The organism is Clostridium amylolyticum, assembly GCF_900142075.1.
Taxonomy (GTDB): Bacteria; Bacillota; Clostridia; order Clostridiales; family Clostridiaceae; genus Clostridium_AA; species Clostridium_AA amylolyticum.
Genome location: NZ_FQZO01000005.1, coordinates 262,591 through 282,155 on the forward strand (window position 1 = coordinate 262,591; position 19,565 = coordinate 282,155).

Annotated in this window: 21 protein-coding genes; 1 reads left to right on the top strand and 20 read right to left on the bottom strand. The window is 33.8% G+C overall.

The features are described 5' to 3' along the window. Window positions 1–7 precede the first annotated feature (7 nt). From citF to BUA82_RS12885, 10 genes are all read right to left on the bottom strand, one after another. Complete coding sequence (citF, locus tag BUA82_RS12840) at window positions 8–1,546, bottom strand: citrate lyase subunit alpha (RefSeq protein WP_073008827.1); 1,539 nt, start codon at window positions 1,544–1,546, stop codon at window positions 8–10. A 15-nt stretch (window positions 1,547–1,561) separates the two neighbouring features. After that, entirely contained in the window at window positions 1,562–2,428 is an 867-nt protein-coding gene (locus BUA82_RS12845; RefSeq protein WP_073008830.1) for an HpcH/HpaI aldolase/citrate lyase family protein, read from the bottom strand. A 16-nt stretch (window positions 2,429–2,444) separates the two neighbouring features. Then, window positions 2,445–2,711, bottom strand: a complete 267-nt coding sequence (gene citD, locus BUA82_RS12850) for a citrate lyase acyl carrier protein (protein ID WP_073008833.1) — start codon at window positions 2,709–2,711, stop codon at window positions 2,445–2,447. 32 nt (window positions 2,712–2,743) lie between these two features. Continuing rightward, window positions 2,744–3,307, bottom strand: a complete 564-nt coding sequence (locus BUA82_RS12855; RefSeq protein ID WP_073008836.1) for a Fe-S-containing hydro-lyase — start codon at window positions 3,305–3,307, stop codon at window positions 2,744–2,746. Between the two features lie 14 nt (window positions 3,308–3,321). Beyond that, window positions 3,322–4,164 carry a fumarate hydratase gene (locus BUA82_RS12860; protein ID WP_073008839.1) on the bottom strand — a complete coding sequence of 281 codons (843 nt, stop codon included), beginning with the start codon at window positions 4,162–4,164 and terminating at the stop codon, window positions 3,322–3,324. 162 nt (window positions 4,165–4,326) lie between these two features. Beyond that, on the bottom strand, window positions 4,327–5,577 hold the full coding sequence (locus tag BUA82_RS12865) for a methylaspartate ammonia-lyase (protein ID WP_073008842.1): 1,251 nt from the start codon (window positions 5,575–5,577) through the stop codon (window positions 4,327–4,329). Window positions 5,578–5,641: 64 nt separating this feature from the next. Beyond that, the gene (locus BUA82_RS12870) at window positions 5,642–7,102 is read right to left on the bottom strand and encodes a methylaspartate mutase subunit E (RefSeq protein ID WP_073008845.1); all 1,461 of its coding nucleotides are present in this window, start codon (window positions 7,100–7,102) and stop codon (window positions 5,642–5,644) included. Between the two features lie 25 nt (window positions 7,103–7,127). Further along, on the bottom strand, window positions 7,128–8,516 hold the full coding sequence (glmL, locus tag BUA82_RS12875; RefSeq protein WP_073008848.1) for a methylaspartate mutase accessory protein GlmL: 1,389 nt from the start codon (window positions 8,514–8,516) through the stop codon (window positions 7,128–7,130). 19 nt (window positions 8,517–8,535) lie between these two features. Beyond that, the gene (gene glmS / locus BUA82_RS12880) at window positions 8,536–8,946 is read right to left on the bottom strand and encodes a methylaspartate mutase subunit S (RefSeq protein ID WP_073008851.1); all 411 of its coding nucleotides are present in this window, start codon (window positions 8,944–8,946) and stop codon (window positions 8,536–8,538) included. Between the two features lie 17 nt (window positions 8,947–8,963). Next, window positions 8,964–9,932, bottom strand: a complete 969-nt coding sequence (locus BUA82_RS12885) for a GntR family transcriptional regulator (protein WP_341430431.1) — start codon at window positions 9,930–9,932, stop codon at window positions 8,964–8,966. Window positions 9,933–10,134: 202 nt separating this feature from the next. Between BUA82_RS12885 and BUA82_RS12890 the strand changes: the two genes are divergently transcribed. Beyond that, window positions 10,135–10,941, top strand: a complete 807-nt coding sequence (locus tag BUA82_RS12890; protein WP_073008857.1) for a DUF3048 C-terminal domain-containing protein — start codon at window positions 10,135–10,137, stop codon at window positions 10,939–10,941. Window positions 10,942–11,006: 65 nt separating this feature from the next. Here the strand turns inward: BUA82_RS12890 and cwlD are convergent, their stop codons facing one another. From cwlD to BUA82_RS12940, 10 genes are all read right to left on the bottom strand, one after another. After that, the gene (gene cwlD / locus BUA82_RS12895; RefSeq protein WP_242948974.1) at window positions 11,007–11,678 is read right to left on the bottom strand and encodes an N-acetylmuramoyl-L-alanine amidase CwlD; all 672 of its coding nucleotides are present in this window, start codon (window positions 11,676–11,678) and stop codon (window positions 11,007–11,009) included. A gap of 209 nt (window positions 11,679–11,887) precedes the next feature. Further along, entirely contained in the window at window positions 11,888–13,522 is a 1,635-nt protein-coding gene (locus tag BUA82_RS12900) for a Na/Pi cotransporter family protein (RefSeq protein WP_278321587.1), read from the bottom strand. A gap of 264 nt (window positions 13,523–13,786) precedes the next feature. Then, complete coding sequence (rpsI, locus tag BUA82_RS12905) at window positions 13,787–14,179, bottom strand: 30S ribosomal protein S9 (RefSeq protein WP_073008862.1); 393 nt, start codon at window positions 14,177–14,179, stop codon at window positions 13,787–13,789. A 25-nt stretch (window positions 14,180–14,204) separates the two neighbouring features. Next, entirely contained in the window at window positions 14,205–14,639 is a 435-nt protein-coding gene (gene rplM / locus BUA82_RS12910) for a 50S ribosomal protein L13 (RefSeq protein ID WP_073008865.1), read from the bottom strand. A gap of 147 nt (window positions 14,640–14,786) precedes the next feature. Then, a complete protein-coding gene (gene truA / locus BUA82_RS12915; RefSeq protein WP_073008868.1) occupies window positions 14,787–15,521 on the bottom strand; it encodes a tRNA pseudouridine(38-40) synthase TruA in 735 nt (244 codons plus the stop codon). 12 nt (window positions 15,522–15,533) lie between these two features. Then, the gene (locus BUA82_RS12920; RefSeq protein ID WP_073008871.1) at window positions 15,534–16,340 is read right to left on the bottom strand and encodes an energy-coupling factor transporter transmembrane component T family protein; all 807 of its coding nucleotides are present in this window, start codon (window positions 16,338–16,340) and stop codon (window positions 15,534–15,536) included. Further along, window positions 16,337–17,200: an energy-coupling factor transporter ATPase gene (locus BUA82_RS12925; protein ID WP_073008874.1), complete on the bottom strand. Its 864-nt coding sequence runs from the start codon at window positions 17,198–17,200 to the stop codon at window positions 16,337–16,339. Before BUA82_RS12925 ends, BUA82_RS12920 begins: the two co-directional genes overlap by 4 nt. Beyond that, window positions 17,185–18,036 (bottom strand): energy-coupling factor transporter ATPase, encoded by an 852-nt coding sequence (locus BUA82_RS12930; RefSeq protein ID WP_073008877.1) that lies wholly within the window; start codon window positions 18,034–18,036, stop codon window positions 17,185–17,187. The genes BUA82_RS12925 and BUA82_RS12930 overlap by 16 nt, the downstream gene beginning before the upstream one ends. A 115-nt stretch (window positions 18,037–18,151) precedes the next feature. Continuing rightward, window positions 18,152–18,493 carry a 50S ribosomal protein L17 gene (gene rplQ / locus BUA82_RS12935; RefSeq protein ID WP_073008880.1) on the bottom strand — a complete coding sequence of 114 codons (342 nt, stop codon included), beginning with the start codon at window positions 18,491–18,493 and terminating at the stop codon, window positions 18,152–18,154. A gap of 12 nt (window positions 18,494–18,505) precedes the next feature. Beyond that, window positions 18,506–19,453 (bottom strand): DNA-directed RNA polymerase subunit alpha, encoded by a 948-nt coding sequence (locus BUA82_RS12940; protein ID WP_073008883.1) that lies wholly within the window; start codon window positions 19,451–19,453, stop codon window positions 18,506–18,508. Window positions 19,454–19,565: the final 112 nt, after the last annotated feature.

Genomic DNA, 19,565 nt, shown 5'->3' on the forward strand with positions numbered 1-19,565 from the left:
TCTCCTGCTATTTTACCTTTTTTATTAAATCTATCACTGAACCGTCCCTATATTCTACTACTGCCACTATATCCTCTTCTAATGGAATTTCCTTTGGCTTTCCAGTAAACTTTTCAGCTATATCTTTAAGTTCTTCAATGGAATACAATTTTAATCCTGTTCCTTGGAGTTTTTCCATAATATCTTGCCTCTTAGGATTTACTGCTACTCCTCTTTCTGTTACTAAAACATCTACAGTTTCTCCTGGAGTAGTTATTGTAGTAATTTTATCCTTTATAATAGGAAGCCTTGCTTTCATTAGATTTGATACTATTATAGTAAGTTTAGCTCCTGCAGCGGTATCGCTGTGACCTCCAGAGCCGCCCATGATAATTCCATCGGATCCTGTAGTAACATTTACATTAAAGCTTGTATCAATCTCAGTAGCACCTAATATTACTACATCAAGATTGTTTACCACTGCTCCTTTATTATGAGGATTTCCATACATAGATGCTGACATACCTTGATGTTTTGGATTAGAGGCATAAGACTCTACAGCCTCAATATCAAAACACTGTACATCCATAATACCTTCAAATAAACCTTCTTTTAGCATATCTACCAAATATCCAGTAATTCCGCCAGAAGCAAAACTACCTTTGATTTTGTCTTTAATCATCATTTCTTTTACTTCTTTAGCCACCGCTAAGGATGTTCCACCCGCGCCTGTTTGAAAGCTCATGCCGTCTTTAAAAAGTCCGGAGTTTTTAATAACCTTGGCTGCATCTCTAGCAATTTTAAGACCGATGGGATCCTTGGTTATTTTAGTGGTTCCAGACACTATTCCAGCGGGGTTACCTATGGATTCCACCTGTACCACATAATCCACATATATCTGTGATATCTCAATAGGACATGCAGGATAAGGTACTAAATTATCAGTAATAGCCACCACATGGTCTCCGTACATACAATCTGCCACGGCATAACCTAAAGCACCACAAGCTGATTTACCTTGCACTCCATTGATATTCCCATAAGTATCTGCAGTAGGAGCTGCTACAAAGGCTACATCTATTTTAACCTCTCCTGACTCTATAGATCTGGCTCTCCCTCCATGAGTCTGCATTACTACAGGATTTTTTAGCATACCCTTAGAAACTGCATGAGCCACAGGGCCTGATATATAACTAGCTATTATCTTTGTAACTACTCCATTTTTTATATGTTCTACTAAGGGAGCATGAATAGGAAATATGGAACTTGCTGCTATGGTTAAATTTTTAATGCCTTTAGCTGCTGCTCTTTCCAGTACCATATTTAAAACATAATCCCCGTTTCTTAAGTGGTGGTGGAAGGATAATGTCATACCATCCTTTAGTCCAACTTTTTCAAAAGCTTCATCTATAGAAGCTAATACTTTACTATCTTCAGGTTTAACCATTTTTGAGGGTATTTCTCTCCTGCTTTTTACAAGCTTTTCATTAAATGCTCCTGAATATGGTTCAACCTTTCCATAACCTTCTATGTATTCTGGCAATTCAATTCCTACTAAGTTCTTCATAGCTACACCTACCTCCTATATAAGTCCAAGTGTTTTTGCAAGTTCTGCAGTGGTTTTTGCCCTATTTATTATAGGTGCATCAACCATCTTACCATCTAGTGAAAATACACCTTTACCTTCCTTCTCAGCCTTTTTCACAGCGTTAAGTACTCTTAAGGCATAATTTATTTCACTTTCTGAAGGAGCAAAAACATTATGAATGCTTTCTATCTGTCTTGGATTTATGGCAGCTTTTCCTGTCATACCTAATCTCTTCCCATTTAGGGTATCCTTTTCTAATCCTTCATAGTCATCTGTATCTGTAAAAGGAGTGTCAATGGCACTTATTCTTTGTGCTCTGCAGGCAGTAGCAATCTTATTTCTGGCATAGAATATTTCTTCCCCAATCTTTGTTCTTTTTATTCCTAAATCTGAGGTATAATCTTCTGCTCCGAATAGAACCCCATTAACCCTATTGGAACTCTTAATAATAGAAAAAACATTTTCTACACCGTAAGCAGTTTCTATAAGTGCCATAATTTTAATAGTACCATTTTCCATACCACATTGTTTTTCCACATCATCAAGTATGTTGGAAGCTTTTATTAAAGATTCTTCATCCGCCTTGGCTAAAAGTATAGTATCAGGCTTCAAAGGAGCTATAGTCCTTATATCCTCTTCTCCAAAAATACCATCCATAGGATTGACTCTTATAACGAGCTCCACCTCTGAATAATCCATAGTTTTTAATGCTTCTCTTACCAGGACTCTAGCAGAATCCTTTTCAGTTAAACTAACAGCATCCTCTAAATCTAAAATAACCCCATCAGCACCTAAAATAGAAGCTGTTTGAAGCATACCTGGATTGTTTCCAGGAAGGAATAGTAATGTTCTTCTTAACATAATTGCACCCTCTCTCTTAATCTTCTGCTCTTCTTATAGCTGTCTCTACTCTCGCTCCAATAGTATAATTAAGAGCACCCTTATCCTGAGCCATAAGCTTAACTGATGTTATAGAAAGTTCTTTTAGTTTATCTTCTATAACCTTTTTAATTTCATCTCCAAATTGCTTCATAACAATACTTTCAATTTCAATTTCTACTTTATTATCCTCATTAGGGGATACCATTATAAGAATATCATTTGATTCTAATGTACCTGCCTTGGCAATATTTTTAACTTCCATTTTCTTCGCCTCCAATTTCTGTGATATGATACTTATTTATTATTAATGGTGTTCAAATACTGCTTTTGACCTATTTCATATAGATTATTTCCTTCACTATCTATAACCACCACCACAGGAAAATCTTTAACTTCCATCTTTCTTATGGCTTCTGCTCCTAAATCTTCATAAGCAACTATTTCAGCCTCTTCAATGGATTTTCCAATAAGAGCACCCGCTCCCCCTATAGCTGCAAAGTAAACCCCCTGGTTTCTTATTATTGCCTCCACCACTTCTTCGTTTCTTTCTCCTTTTCCAATCATGCCTTTTAGTCCTAAGTCTAAAAGCTTTGGTGCATAAGGATCCATCCTATAACTGGTAGTAGGCCCTGCAGAGCCTATTACCATCCCTGGCTTAGCAGGAGTAGGACCAACATAATAAATTATACTTCCTTCAATATCAAAAGGTAGTTCTTTACCACTATCCACTAATTCTATTAATCTTTTATGGGCAGCATCCCTAGCAGTATATATAGTGCCTGAAATAAGTACACTATCTCCTGCCTTAAGTTCTTTAACATCTTCATCTTTCATAGGTGTTGTTATTCTTTTTTCCACATTAATACCCCTTTCTAAAGTTCTACTGTCAAATGTCTTGTGGCATGACAATTTATGTTTACAGCCACAGGTAGTCCTGCTATATGAGTTGGATAAGTTTCTATATTTACGGCTAAAGCGGTAGTCCTACCTCCAAAGCCCTGTGGTCCAATACCTAACTTATTTATTTCTTCTAATAATTCCTCTTCCAAATTTTTGTAATATTCATCTTCATTTCTTATATCCGAAGATCTTACCACTGCTTTTTTTGCAAGGTAAGCAGCTTTATCAAAGGTCCCACCTATACCTACACCTACAATAATAGGTGGACATGGGTTTGGCCCTGCCTTTTTAACTGTCTCTAATACAAAATCCTTTACTCCCTGCAGCCCGTCTGCTGGTTTAAGCATCTTTAATGCACTCATATTCTCTGAACCAAACCCCTTAGGTGCCACTGTAATAGAAAGTTTATCCCCTTCTACAATATTATAGTAAATTATTGCTGGGGTATTATCTCCTGTGTTTACCCTTCTAAGTGGATCTTTAACTACAGATTTTCTTAAAAAACCTTTAGAGTATCCTTGCCTTATTCCTTCATTAATGGCGGCTTCTAAACTTCCTCCAGCTATGTGAACCTCTTGTCCTATTTCTACAAACACACAAGTCATTCCTGTATCTTGACACATAGGCATATTTTCTTTTTGTGCTATATCGGCATTTAAAATTATTTTATCTAGAATATCCTGGGCTATAGGCCAACTTTCCTCATTCTTTGCCTTTTCTAATCGTTTTCTTACGTCATTACCTAAATAGTAGTTTGAGTTAATACAAAGCTTAGATATAGCTTCTGTAATATCCAATACATTTATCTCTCTCAAGGTATTCACCTCTCCATGTTATTTTTTATGTTCACATTTATTATACATCTATTTATAAGGACATAAGTAAAAATGAACAATTAAAATCCACCATATAAGAGAATTTACTCTTATTAAGTGTCTTTAATTATTCATTATTACGTAAATTCTATATTTTATGCATTATTTGCATTTATTCCTTCTATTAGCTAAAGCAATGACCCTATTCATTTCATTATTTACTATCATAAACCCTTCATCTACACCCATTCCTGGCTTCGCAAGCACTTGAGCTGCTCCACAAGCCATTGCTATATTGGTACAGATTTCAGCACTTCTGTTAGTTTCATTGCAAGTACCACCGCAGTAAGCTCCTACGCCCATTTTTTTACAGTATAATAGTGCTTCTATGGTATTATTAACTCCTCCTAGGTCTGGTGTCTTAACTTGAAGCATATGCCCTGCTTTATTATCCGCAAAGAACACTACATCATCATAAGTGTTACACCACTCGTCAGCTACTATTTCTACATTAATGCCTTCTTTATCTAACCTAGCGGTTAAATGTTTCAATGCTTCCATTTGCTTTTGCCTATCTTCTACATCCATAGGTCCTTCTATTCTTAAGTGGAATGGTTTTGCTGCTTCTTCCAGAGTTTTAAGATATTCTACCATGGCATCCATATCATAATTAAAAGCTACACCAATAGTTCCATATACATCAATATGAAACACTGGATTATAATTTTCTGAGTATCTTAGCTTTAGCACTCTGTCACTTAACCACTTAACATAATGTAAAAGCTTCTCACCATTTTCCCCAAGTTTTTCTGTTACGTGATTTATTAATGCATGAGGCATTACATCCGCACCTTTTATAATCATCTTGTCAGAATTATCATACCTATCATCTCCTGATTGAGTGAAAATAGGTACTCTCTTTATTTCTACTCCTGTTTCGTACTCATCTCTTACCACTTCAGCCATGGTTAGCTTTTTAGCCTTTGCTACTCCATCTAATAAAGCTTGAGTGATTCCATACCTTATAGCAGTATGAAGTCTTTTTCCATTAACAACGATTTTATCAAACTCTTCAGCTAACTCTCTAAAGCTTTCTAACTCCCTTCCCACAAGTTTAGGAGCTATTTCTTTTTCAATCACTGGTATAAAATCTGAGGCTAAGAAAAGTGGATCTCTTCCACCTGCTCCGCTATATTGTACTGCTGCACAATCACCGTAAGCTACCTGACCATCCTCTAATATTAACATTACAGAAATGGATTCACCTGCCTGTCTAACTGCTTTAAAACCTTCTGTTACTGGTTCTCCTACGTAAGTAAATCCATCATGAGCAGCACCTTTTTTTATAGCTCTTTGGTCATCAAAATAAAATCCTGTTCTTCCTGGGGAACAAACTACATCAACAATTTTCATCTTAAAGCCCTTCCTTCTTAATGTTTATTAAATTAATTTATTAATGAATATCTTTTGATTTTAATTATCTTATTCCTTCTGGTCTTCCCACTAGTCTTCCTTTTCCTACAGCAAAAATATCATCCACTGTCATCTGGAAGCCTACGGATCTATTTTCATACCTACCTCTATCCTCTAATTTTTTTATATTAAATTCCCTTAGTTCTTCAGTAAAAGGCAAATTACCAAACATCAAGTATCTAACAGCTCCATCATTATCTCTTGCTGGCATCATTTTACCTGCATTATATTTACTTGGCGCAAAAGGTATATCTATAATTCCCATTTCAAAGCCTTTTACAGTTCCAATAGCCAAATCGCCCTTACCTATTTCTACTATCTTATCTATCATACACTTTGTTTCAGCTTTAATGATGGCAATTTCAGTGGCTAGCTCTTTTGACATAGGCAGTCTTTGACCTCTTAAAAGATTTAATGTCATTTTTGTAGCTCTAATACCTTGACCATTAGCTTCTTTTGTAGGTATACCAATAGCTTCATGAGGTGTTTTAACTATAACTTTAGTTGCCCCTGCTAAGGCTGCTGTGGCTGCACCATTGGATATTACCCCAAAAGCTTTAGACTCATCTTGTGGAAAACCTCCCATCCATTGGTGGAATACTGTAGTAATAAATACATCCTTATAACCAAAGTAATTAAGATAGTCAGTAACTTGCTCTTCTAGTGCTCTTAAAGCAGCTACGTCTTGTATTAGGTTTCCGCATTGACCATATCCTACAGTTATGTTTTTAACCCCTTGTTCTGCAGCTAACAACGCTTCTAGTATTGCCACAGCATTGGAAGTACTAGGTGGTACTAAAGTTCCTGTTAAGGGTCCAAAAGGCTCTCTATTAATGGATACGCCTTGCTCTTCATAAAATCCAACCAATCTGTCACAATACTGCCAATCCAATAAAGTTTTTTCTATAGGTACACTTTTTGCATAAGGAATATTATAAGAAATACCTCCTCCTTCATTGGAAGTCCATCCTGAAGCATGAATTATCTCTGCTAGAAGCCTTCCGTCTGGTGTACCATGTCTTGCTTGTAATGGTAGATTAACAGCTTCAAAAACCTTTCTGCAGCCATGAACTCCATGGTTTACTGCAGGGAAACCGTTAAGCAATGATCTACCTGTAAGACGGCTTTCTCTAATTCCTATTTCGCATTCATCATATCTATTTTGTCTGGTATAGCTATCTATGGTAGAAGGAAGCAAGTCTGCTTCTCCTTGATTTTGCAGATAAGTTAAAAGTTCAATATGTTCTTCAATTAAAGCTACTCCTGCTCTTGGCTGTGCTAAAGTTATTTTTTCTTCCTTAGCTTTAGCAAGTTTTTTTGGAAAGCTTTTATGATCTGGTACCTTTTTTAAGTAATCCACCGAATCCTTAAGATTTAAATTTTTTCCCGTAGGCCAATGATTTAAAACCTCTTCCCTAATAGTAAAAAATTGTTCTTCAGTCCACTTTTTATTTTCTAATTTCACTTTTATATCCCCTAACCTCATAGATTTATATTAGCTTAAGATATTTTTTCATTATTCTTACAGACATGTCTGGTAATTCTTCGCAAAGCAATCCCATGGATGATAATATGTAGCTTTTATCTATCATGTACTTAGGATGTCTAGGTTTCAAAGATGATATGTTATCTGTGGAAAATGCTCCAGCCTCTAAAATGTCTCTTGGTTTTTCGCTATGAACTATAACTCCGCCAGTACCAATTACATAATTCACTTCCATTAAATCTTTACCATATTGGCTATAAACCATGCCCATGGGTGAATAATTTGGTTCTACATATCCACAATGCCTTTCCATGGCCATATCCACCGCTGTTTTTGCCATAGCCTCTTCGAAATCTATTTCTTCCTCTGTTTCAGGTACCATCATTATGTTATTATGTCTATATCTACAACCTTCTTCAATATTTAACTCTTTATTTTTTATATATTTTTTAATTTTTCTAGTTCCAGCAGCTTCCCATAGAGATAATGCTGAATATCTCATACCTAGGTCACCTTCTACAGTTCTTTTAGCAAAAGGTTCCTCTAACCCTCTAAGATTAACACCTGGCTTGGAAGGGTCTCCACTAGCTATAGAGTGAACATCAGTGGTGGCGCCTCCAATATCTACTATTATAATTTCTCCTATACCTTCCTCTTTATCACTGCCTTCACTTAAAACCCTAGCTGCGTTTAAAACTGCAGCAGGAGTAGGCATTAATATCCCATTTATAAAGCTTTCAGCATTCTTTAATCCCTTAGCTTCAATTATTCTATTCATAAATATCTTTCTAATTTCTTCTCTTGCAGGTTCTACATTTAATGTATTTAGTTTAGGCATAACGTTTTCAGTAACAGCATGAAATATATTCTTCTTACTAAAGATGCTCCTTATTTCAGTTACTGCTACTTTATTTCCCGCTACCACCACTGGAATATTTAACTCGCTTTCAGCAATAGCTTTTGCATTATTTATTATACATTCCTTATTGCCTCCATCGGTACCCCCTGCTAGTAAAATTATATCGATGTTCATAACCTTAATTTCATTTATCTCATCTTCTGTTAAATCGTAACTATAGGTTTTTATAACTCTAGCACCAGCTCCTAAAGCGGCTCTTTTAGCTGCTTCGGCAGTAAGTTCAGGTACCAACCCTACAGCCACCATCTTTAATCCTCCAGCTGCAGAAGAGCAGGCAAGTTTCTTTACAAATTCTACAGTGTGCATACTTTCATTTTTCATAAGTTTTTTATAAGCGTTATTAAACCCTGTCATTATATCGCTTTCAATGGTAGTAATATCTTTAGCTACAGCTAATATTTCTTCATTTTCTATATCTACAGCCGTAAGCTTAGTATAGGTACTACCAAAATCAATAAGCAAATAAGCTTTCATATTAATCACTCCACCATATTTAAATATGCAAATCTTTTTTCAAATCAGAAACTGCTGTTTCAATAGATGTTCCTGGTGGATATACCCTATCAAAACCCATGTCTTTAAATCTATCATAAACTTCTTCCCAATTCTGTTTTCCTACGACTATATTACCTCCAACATAAAGAAGTATGTCGTTTAGGCCGGCCTCCTTGCATTTTTCCCTCATGCCTCTGCAATCTATCTCCCCGTGCCCATAAAGAGATGAAACCATTATTACATTAGCATTAGTTTCTACAGCAGCATTTATAAAGTCTTCTTGAGGTGATAATACCCCTATGTTCACTACATTAAATCCTGCTTCGGTAAGACCATATTCTAATATTTTATTTCCTACCGCATGACAATCAGCACCTATAACACCGAGAACTAAGGTTTTTTTGTCCATTTAGACTCCTCCTAAAATTATATAGATATATTTAAATCAACAATTTTTGATTTAAGCGCATTAACTGAACCATCATCCAAATTATAAATAAATTTTATTATATCCTTGTGTTCTGAATTTATTTCTTCTATATCTTTATACCTACCTGGTGAAACTAATATTACATCACTTTCTTTCATAACTCTCTTTATTTCATCTTTAACAAAACTATTAGTATATTCAATGTTAATATTTCCAAGTCCAGCCTCTTCCAAAGCCTGTTGAATCTTAAACATGAATTCTTCTGATATGCAAAATAATCCAAACCTTGTACCTTCAGGGTAGCGAGCAATTTTTACTATGGTGCCTAAATCAGCATTGATAGCAACGCCTAATATCTCTTTCTTATAAATTGCAGTAAGTCTGGATACTTCACGAACATGGTTAAAAGTGGATACTATTATCTGGCTATTTTCCAGTGCCTTTTTAGTTTTACTATCCATGCTTTTCAAATCATTTAAGGTAACAGGCACTACATTCATGTTGGTAGAATCACTTAATTGTTTGCTGAACATCCTGGATTGTTCCACATTACACTCTACATATACAGCAGTAGTACGATTCATCTTTTCAACTTTTTCTATAATATGCTTGTCTACTAATTTTAGAAACTCCTTACTATCCATTCCACTCTCTATGGCTTCTTCAAAGGCAAGGTCTAAAAATTTATATATCTTATCTTTTACATCCTTTGCCTTCCATACTCTATTGTGCTCAGCCACAAAAGTACCTTTTCCTTGAAACGATTTCAGAACTCCCTCTATTTCAAGTTCTTTATAAGCTGAACTCACTGTATTTCTGCTTACCTTTAGAGTTTCTGATAATTCTCTTTCCGTAGGCATTTTAGATCCTACTTTTAAGCTTCCTTCAATTATTAAATCCATTATTTGCTTTTTTACCTGTATATAGAGAGGAACTCCACTCTTTTTATTCAAAGTTATTTCCAAAGCTGGTATCCTCCTTTAAATGGATTAATGGATTAGTCCATTTCCGATTTAATATTAGCATACCAATGTGGTCCTTTCAACATATTTTAATAAATTTTTAACGATTTCTTAATAACGTAGGTTTTTATAAATATTCTTTGCATAATTACATAAAAAGTTGATTATAATTTATAAAATGAAAATGGTTGAAAGGAAGATATTTGTGCAATTTAAAAAAAACCATGAAGAAGCATTTAATTATGTAATATATTTTTTATTAACTATTTTTATAATTCTATGTTTATATACTTCTTATAAATATATAAGTTATAAAAGATATTATAGAGTTCCTCAGGGAAATGTAATAGATGTATCTCCCCTTACAGGAGAAAAAATACAACCAGTTCTTAATAATACTCCAGCTAATGAAGTTATATATTCTGAAATTCAAAACATAGAAGAACTTCATTACTTGAGTACAGCAGACATCATTTATGAGTCTTACAATGAAGATTTTCAGCTTCCGGTATATAAAGCCATCTTTTTTGGCAATAGACCCTTAAAAACAGATAATATAAAATCTATAACTAATGTTCCATTAAACGCCTTAGCAGAATTTAGCTTTACCCCTTCACCATCATCCTTGCCTAAATGCTATGATAAAAATGCTGAACTAATCTTCTTAGAATTCAATACCAAGGATTCCTCATCTTTTGTTTTTGAAGAAGGTAAGTACTTTCATATGAGGGATAAAGTAAAGGACATAGATAGAATATCAAATAAACCTCTCTCAGTTTCAAATGTTATAATACAATATGTAAAAGAAGAGGATGGTAGCCAAATTAACAAAACTCTCTCCTCTGGTAATGCCATAATATGCTCAGGTGGTAAGTTTACTAAAGCAACTTGGAGTAATAATGGAGATAATCCTACAAAACTTTTAGATTCATCTGGAGAGAATATTAAATTAGTAAATGGTCAAAGCTGGTGGATAACGGTAAAAGAAGGTACTGCGGTTATTATTAACTAAAAATTAAGCAGCCACTTTAAATTTAAGCTTTAAAGCGGCTGCTTAATTTTATTCCCCTGGAAATATTATTGTTCTACAGAATTCCCCTTACCTATTTCTTCATAATATTTCTTTACTCCTTCAGCAATGGCTAATGCTATCTTTTCTTGATATGCTTCATCCTTTAATTTCTTCTCTTCTTCTAGGTTAGTCAAAAAACCACATTCCACTAATACTGAAGGGGCTTCATACCCATCCCTTAGTATCCTATAATGATCCAAGGCTGGTTTTTCAATTCTCTTATTACTAGGGTCTACCATTTCAATAAGGCATTTTTGAATTTTACCTGCTAGAATCTTGCTTTCTTCATACTTTGAATACCAAACTTGAGCACCGTATACCTTACTTTGTGGAAAAGTATTTTGATGAATACTTATAAACATATCACAATTAACTTCCTTTTTTTTATTACATCTGTTAGTTAAATCTTCCACCTTCTTGCTGGAAGGTTTTTTAATTATACTATTTAAGCTTTCATCCTCTTCTCTTGTCATATAGACTTTATATCCCTTATCTTCCAGTTGTTTTTTTAACTTTATTGCTATGGAAAGGTTAACATCCTTCTCTATAGTCCCACTTTTTGATACTGCTCCTCCATCATAACCTCCATGTCCAGGGTCTATAAGGATTATCTTAGCTTTATTCTCTTCTTCATATAAAAGGTTAAGTGCCTTTGTATTTGCTATATTACTCCCCATAATTATGGCAGTGATTAAAAGTACCTTATACATTATATGTTTAGAAAATCTATTTTTCATTATTATCCTCCTTTGCAAATATACAATTATTATGTGTTTACAGGGCAATTTTATAATAAGATTATTTTGCCATCTGAAGTAATTACCAAACTTTATATATAAAAATAGAGCTCTAGGTTAATTCCTATGAGCTCTTAAACTTTTTCACATTATTCACCAATATTATTATTTAAAACACTTTCTGCAATATTTACAGAGTGGTCTCCAATTCTTTCTAGGTTGCTTATTACATCGATATAAAGGGCTCCAGAATAAGCATTGCACTTTCCTTCATTAAGTCTTCTTATATGAGAATCTCTATACTCTTTTTGACAATCATCAATTTTCTGCTCTATGTCGTTAACTGCTTGAGCCTTTAAAGTATCTCTATTAGCATAGCTCTCTATGGCCATTTCTAATGCATTTAAAGTATAATTATACATATTTGTCAACTCTTCCAAAGCATCGCCTGAATAATCAAGTCTTCTGTTTATCTTTTCTAAAGTAAGATCTGCAATATTTTCTGCATGGTCTCCTATACGCTCTATGTCGTTTACCACATGATAAGTTGATTGCACTATGCTATGCTCTTTATCTGAAAGATCAGTCTTTGAAAGCCTTACTAAAAAATCGGTTATGCTTTCTTCTAAAACATTAATGAGCTTTTCATTGGTATAAACTTTTTTAACCAAATCCTCATTATTAGTGTGAAAAGCTTCTATAGAAATCTGAAGATTTTCCTTGGCTTTAGTTGCCATTCTAATAGTTTCTTTGATTACTTGTCCTGCTGCGATTATTGGTGTTTCTAATAATCTTTCATCTAAGTACTTGGGTCCAATCTTTTCTATTTCATCTTCCCCTGGAATTATCTTATTTACTAACAATATCAAGTACTTTATTAAAGGAACCATAATCAATGTATTGCTTATATTAAATATTGTATGTGCATTAGCTATCTGTCTTGGAACACTATCTGGGCTTATGGTTTGAACTATATGTACTAAAATATCCATAAAAGGTATGAATATAAGGGTTCCAAAAATATTAAAGGCTAAATGAATAAATGCTGCCTTATGAGCTGTTTTAGAAGTTCCTATAGATGCAAGCAATGCAGTTACACAAGTTCCAATATTACATCCAAATATTATTGGAAGAGCTACATTCATTCCTACAACTCCAGTACCTGCAAGAGCAATTAATATACCTGTAGTTGCTGATGAACTCTGAACTACTGCTGTTAAGGCTAATCCTGCCAAGATGCCAAGATATCTGTTGTCACCTATAGCTAATATAATTTCTGTAAATTGAGAGGATTTCGATATAGGTTTTAAGGCATCACCCATTATCCCCATACCCATAAATAGAATACCAAAACCTAAGATAATACTTCCTACATCTTTTCTTCTCTTATTTTTAGCAAATAATACAATGGCTGTTCCAATACCAACAGCTATGGGAGCTATTGCATCTAGCTTAAATGCCACTAATTGCGCTGTAATAGTTGTACCAATATTGGCTCCCATTATTATACCAGCAGCTTGATAAAGATTCATAAGACCTGCATTAACAAATCCAACTACCATTACTGTAGTGGCACTACTGCTTTGTATAACCATAGTAACAAGGGTACCAACTAAAACTGCAGATATTGGGTTTGATGTAACTTTTTCAAGGATATTTTTAAGCGTATCCCCTGCTGCATTTTCAAGCCCATCACCCATTAGTTTCATTCCATAAAGGAATAATCCTAATCCACCTATTAAACCAATTATAGTAGTAGCTACATTAAAATTGCTTGCATCCAAATTGAATACCTCCATATTTAAGTTTTTCTCCAATATAAAATAATACACGAAAACTTAACATTTGTTAATATGATATTTATATTCTTAACCTAATCTTAATATTGAAGGAATTTTTTACCTTATGTTTTATCTCATATTTTATCTTCTATTTTACATTTATCTTGTTATTAATTCAATGTAAATAATTTCTTTGGAAAATTTACATTATAATTAAAACAAAGGAGAAGTTGCATTGCAACTTCTCCTTTGACATTTTTGTAAATATTATCTCTTTGAGAATTGTGGAGATCTTCTTGCTTTTTTAAGACCGTATTTCTTTCTTTCTTTCATTCTTGGGTCTCTTGTTAAAAAGCCTGCTTTTTTAAGTTCTGGTCTTAAGCTTTCATCAGCTTTTAATAAAGCTCTTGAAATACCATGTCTTATTGCGCCTGCTTGACCTGTAAATCCACCACCGTTTACATTAACTATAACATCAAACTTTTCTTTAGTTGAAGTTAATGTTAATGGTTGATTTACTATAACTCTTAGAGTTTCTAAACCAAAATAAGTTTCTATGTCTCTCTTATTTATGGTAACTTTACCTTCACCTGGTACAAGTCTTACTCTAGCAATAGATTTTTTTCTTCTTCCTGTTCCAAAATACTGAACTTTAGCCATTTCTATTCCTCCTCCCAGCTACTTTCTAGTACCTTAACTCAAGTACTTCTGGTTTTTGAGCTGCATGCTCGTGTTCTGAGCCTCTATAAACCTTTAATTTTTTAAGCATTTGTCTTCCTAACACACCGTCTGGAAGCATTCTTCTAACTGCTTCTTGGAATGCAAATTCAGGTTTCTTTTCCATAACTTCTCTGTAAGGAGTTTCTTTTAATCCACCTGGATAAAGACTGTGATGTCTTAACATCTTTTGATCTAATTTCTTTCCAGTTAAAACAACTTTTTCAGCGTTAATTATTATTACAAAATCTCCGCAATCAACATTTGGTGTAAATGTTGGTTTGTTTTTTCCTCTTAATATTGTTGCAACTTGACTGGCAACTCTACCTAGTGGTTTACCAGCTGCATCAATTACATACCATTTTCTTTCAACTTCTTGTGGTTTTGCAATGTATGATTTCATCTTTTTCCCTCCCTGAACATTACATGTGATTAACAATTACATCTTTTATGTCAAGGCTCGGGGCTAGTGAGCCTTTTACACATTATAGTTCTTGCAAACATAATTATTATAATACACGGATACGGGTGTGTCAACATAATTTATGTATTAATAATAAACTTTTTCAAGTATTAAACCTTGAGGTGGTACACACTTTCCTGTTTTATTTCTATCTTTAGAATTTATTATATCTTTTATATCTTCAGGTTTAATTTTCCCCGTTCCAACTTCTATAAGTGTTCCTACTATTATTCTTACCATATTATATAGAAAACCATCAGCAGAAACATAAATTTCAATAATATTGTCTTTTCTTTCTATATACAGCTCTGTTATAGTCCTAATACTAGTTTTTACAGAGCTCCCTGTGCTCTTAAAGGCTTCAAAATCTTGTTTTCCAATAAAATATTTACAAGCTTCCTGCATAAGCTGAATATTTAGGTTAGCTTTTACAAAGTAAGTATAATTTCTTAGCAGTGCTGATCTTTGCTCTTGGTTTAAAATTGTGTACTTATAAGTTTTTCCTTTACAAGCATATCTAGAATGAAAATTAAGGTCCACCTCTTCAGAAAACTTAACTACGATATCTGAAGGAAGTTTTGTATTCAGTGCATCTTTAAACTTTTCTGGCGGAATGGTAGAGTTTGTTTTAAAATTAGCAACAAAACCTTTTGCATGAACGCCAGAGTCTGTTCTACTAGACCCTGTAACAGAAATATTCTCCCCAGTAACTTTATTTAATGCTTCTTCAATACACTCTTGTATAGTTATTTGACTATTTTGCCTTTGCCATCCAAAATAATTTGTTCCATCATATTCAATGATAATTTTAATGTTCTTCATGGCAATTCACTTTTATAAAATTCTTACATAAATACTAGCAGCCACTAAAAGTGCAAAAGCAAGATAAGCTATAGCATCTCTATAAGTAAACTTTAACTGCTTCATTCTAGTTCTACCTTCTCCACCTCTATAGCATCTAGCTTCCATTGCCATAGCAAGTTCATCTGCCCTTCTGAAAGAACTAATAAAAAGCGGCACTAAAAGTGGTATCAAACTCTTTGCTTTTTTAACAAGGCCGCCACTTTCAAAGTCAGCCCCTCTAGCTTTTTGAGCTTTCATTATTTTATCAGTTTCATCCATTAGTGTAGGTATAAATCTCAATGCAATAGTCATCATCATAGCTAGTTCATGAGCTGGCAAGCCTATTTTCTTAAAAGGGTTTAATAGCCTTTCAATACCATCTGTAAGCTCAATAGGAGATGTAGTCAAGGTTAATATGGATGTACCAATAATTAATAATATCAGCCTAAAAGCCATAAACACAGCAGTATTTATACCTTCTCTATATATAGTTATGAACTTCCATTTAAACACCAAGGTGGAAGCAGTTCCAGGTACCATAAATAAATTTAGCACAGCAGTGATCAATATTAATATAAATACACCCTTCACGCCTTTGTATAAATATTTTACTGATAAGCCTGACACAATTACTGTTAAAGCAATAAAAGCTACCACAAAAGCATATCCAAAAATTTTATCTATTATAAAAAGGTCTATAATGAACAATAGGGAAATTAATATCTTAGTCCTTGGATCCAGCTTATGTACAAAGGATTCCCCTGGTATGTATTGACCTATAGTAATATCTTTAATCATCTCATTGCTCCTTTCTTAAGAAACTTAAGGAGTTCTTTTTTTGCTTGCTCTATAGTAATAATATTTTCCGAAATATCAAAACCTTTTTCCCTTAAAGCTCTTATAAGGTAAGTCACCTGAGGTACTGCCAATCCTACGCTCTCTAATTCTTCTATGTTTTTAAATACTTCTGATGGCTTTCCATCTATGATAATTTCTCCATTATTCATAACTATAACCCTCTCAGCAAGCTTTGCAACATCTTCCATGCTATGGGATACTAAAATTATAGTCATATTATACTCATTATGGAGTTTCTTAATTTGTCCAAGTATTTCATCTCTACCCTTAGGGTCAAGTCCAGCTGTAGGTTCATCAAGAATAAGAACCTTGGGTTCCATGGCTACTACCCCTGCAATAGCTACTCTTCTCTTTTGACCACCACTTAGCTCGAAAGGTGATTTATCTTTATATAGATCATATTCTAATCCTACAATATTCATAGCACGCTTTACTCGCTTAGAGATATCTTCTTCTGATAGCCCTAAATTTCTGGGACCAAAGGCAATATCCTTTTCTATGGTTTCTTCAAAAAGCTGGTACTCAGGATACTGAAATACTAATCCAACTTTTTTTCTTATAGTAGTAAGATTAGCCTTTTTAACAGTAATATCTATATCATCAATTAGTATCTTACCGCTGCTTGGTTTTAAGAGTCCATTTAAATGTTGAATTAATGTGGATTTTCCTGATCCGGTATGTCCTATAAGAGCTGTAAATTCTCCTTCTTTAAACTCCACTGAAATATTATTTAATGCGGTTTTTTCAAAAGGGGTCTTAGGCATATATATATGAGTTAAGTTTTCTATCTTAATTGACATAATGCATTCACCATCTCATCTACATTTAATATTTCTTGACTTATGTTTACCCCACATTGTGCTAATTCGTAAGAAAGTTCGGTAACTTGAGGCACATCTAGTCCAATTTTTTTCATCATCTCAACCTTACTAAATACATTTCTTGGCTTTCCTTGGGTAATAATACTTCCATTATCCATTACTATAATTCTATCTGCTTTAGCAGCTTCATCCATATAATGTGTTATTAAAATTACAGTAATACCATAATTTTTATTAATGTCTTGTATAGTATTCATTACCTCTTTTCTGCCAAAAGGGTCTAACATAGCGGTAGGCTCATCTAGTACTATACATTTTGGCATCATAGCAAGTATACCTGCTATAGCAATTCTTTGCTTCTGGCCACCGGATAGCAAATGTGGTGCATGTTTTCTATATTCATACATTCCAACCTTTTTCAAGCTCTCATCTACTCTTCTTCGTATTTCAGAAGGTTCCACGCCTAGGTTTTCTGGTCCAAAAGCCACATCTTCCTCTACGATGGTAGCAACAAGCTGGTTATCTGGATTTTGAAATACCATGCCTGCTCTTTTCCTTATTTCCCAAAGATTATTAGAGTCGCTAGTATCTAAATTATCTATATATACTTTTCCTTCTGAAGGTAAGAGTAGAGCATTTATGTGTTTAGCTATAGTAGATTTTCCTGATCCATTATGACCTAATATAACTAAAAATTCACCCTCACTTACAGTTAGATCAACATTCTTAAGTGCATATTTTTCTACAGTATTTTCCTCTTCAGAAGCAGCATATTTATAACTGACATTTTTGAATTCAATCATATTATCCTTCATAATTATCCTCCAATAAGACTATATATTACTTAGACAAGAGATGAATTAACTTATCTCTTCTCTAAGTGATATATAACAAAACGGGGACTAAGCTGCTTACTTAATCCCCTTTAAATTATACTAATTCTAGTATAACTACTTCTGCTCCGTCTCCTCTTCTTGGACCTACTTTGTATATTCTAGTATATCCGCCATTTCTCTCAGCATACTTAGGAGCTATATTATCAAATAAATTTTTAACTACTTCTTCTTCAGTAACAAATGCTAAAACTTGTCTTCTTGCATGAAGATCTCCTCTTTTAGCAAGAGTTATCATTTTTTCAGCTAAGTTCTTTGTTTCCTTTGCTCTTGTTTCAGTAGTTTCAATCTTACCATGCTTTAAAAAGCTAGTAACAAGATTTCTTAGCATTGCTTTTCTTTGATCAGTTGGACGACCTAACTTACGATATCCTGCCATGGCTCTACCTCCTTACTCGTCGTTTAATCTTAGACCTAAACCTAGGTCTTTAAGCTTTCTCTCTACTTCTTCTAAAGATTTTTTTCCAAGATTTCTAACTTTCATCATATCATCCATGGACCTTTGTGCAAGTTCCTGAACTGTGTTTATACCAGCTCTCTTCAAGCAGTTATAACTTCTAACAGAAAGATCTAATTCTTCGATAGTCATCTCTAAAACTTTTTCTTTCTTATCTTCTTCTTTTTCAATCATTATTTCCATATCATTTGCATGATCTGTTAAAGTCATGAATAATTTGAAGTGTTCGATAAGAATCTTAGCAGATAAGCTCATTGCTTCTTCTATTTTAATTGTTCCATTAGTCCAAACTTCAATAGTTAATTTATCATAGTCAGTGATTTGACCAACTCTTGTATTTTCTACATTAAAATTAACTCTTTTTACTGGAGTATATATTGAATCCACTGCTATAGTGTTTATAGGAAGATCTTCGGTCTTATTCTTATTCTGAGTAACGTATCCTCTACCTCTGTTAACAGTGATTTCCATATAAAGCTTAGCATTGTCATCCAAAGTAGCTATATGTAAATCCTTGTTTACAACTTCAACATCACCATCAGTTCTAATATCAGCACCAGTAACTTCTCCTGCACCTTTAGCATCAATATATATGGTTTTTGGTCCTTCTCCATTCATTTTTAAAGCAAGAGATTTAATGTTAAGAATTAATTCTGTAACATCTTCTTTTACCCCTGCCACAGTTGAAAACTCGTGAAGCACACCATCTATTTTAACTGATGTAGCTGCTACACCTGGTAATGAGGACAATAATATTCTTCTTAGTGCATTACCAAGAGTGATTCCATATCCTCTTTCTAATGGTTCTACGACAAATTTGCCATAGTTACCATCATCACTGCTTTCAACACATTCAATTTTTGGCTTTTCGATTTCTAACATCCACAAACCCTCCTTATATATTAAATGGCAACCTTATTTTGAGGGCAACTGATTCTATATTCGCATAAAACAATAGAACCTATTTTTTTTATGCGAATATCTATACTTAGCT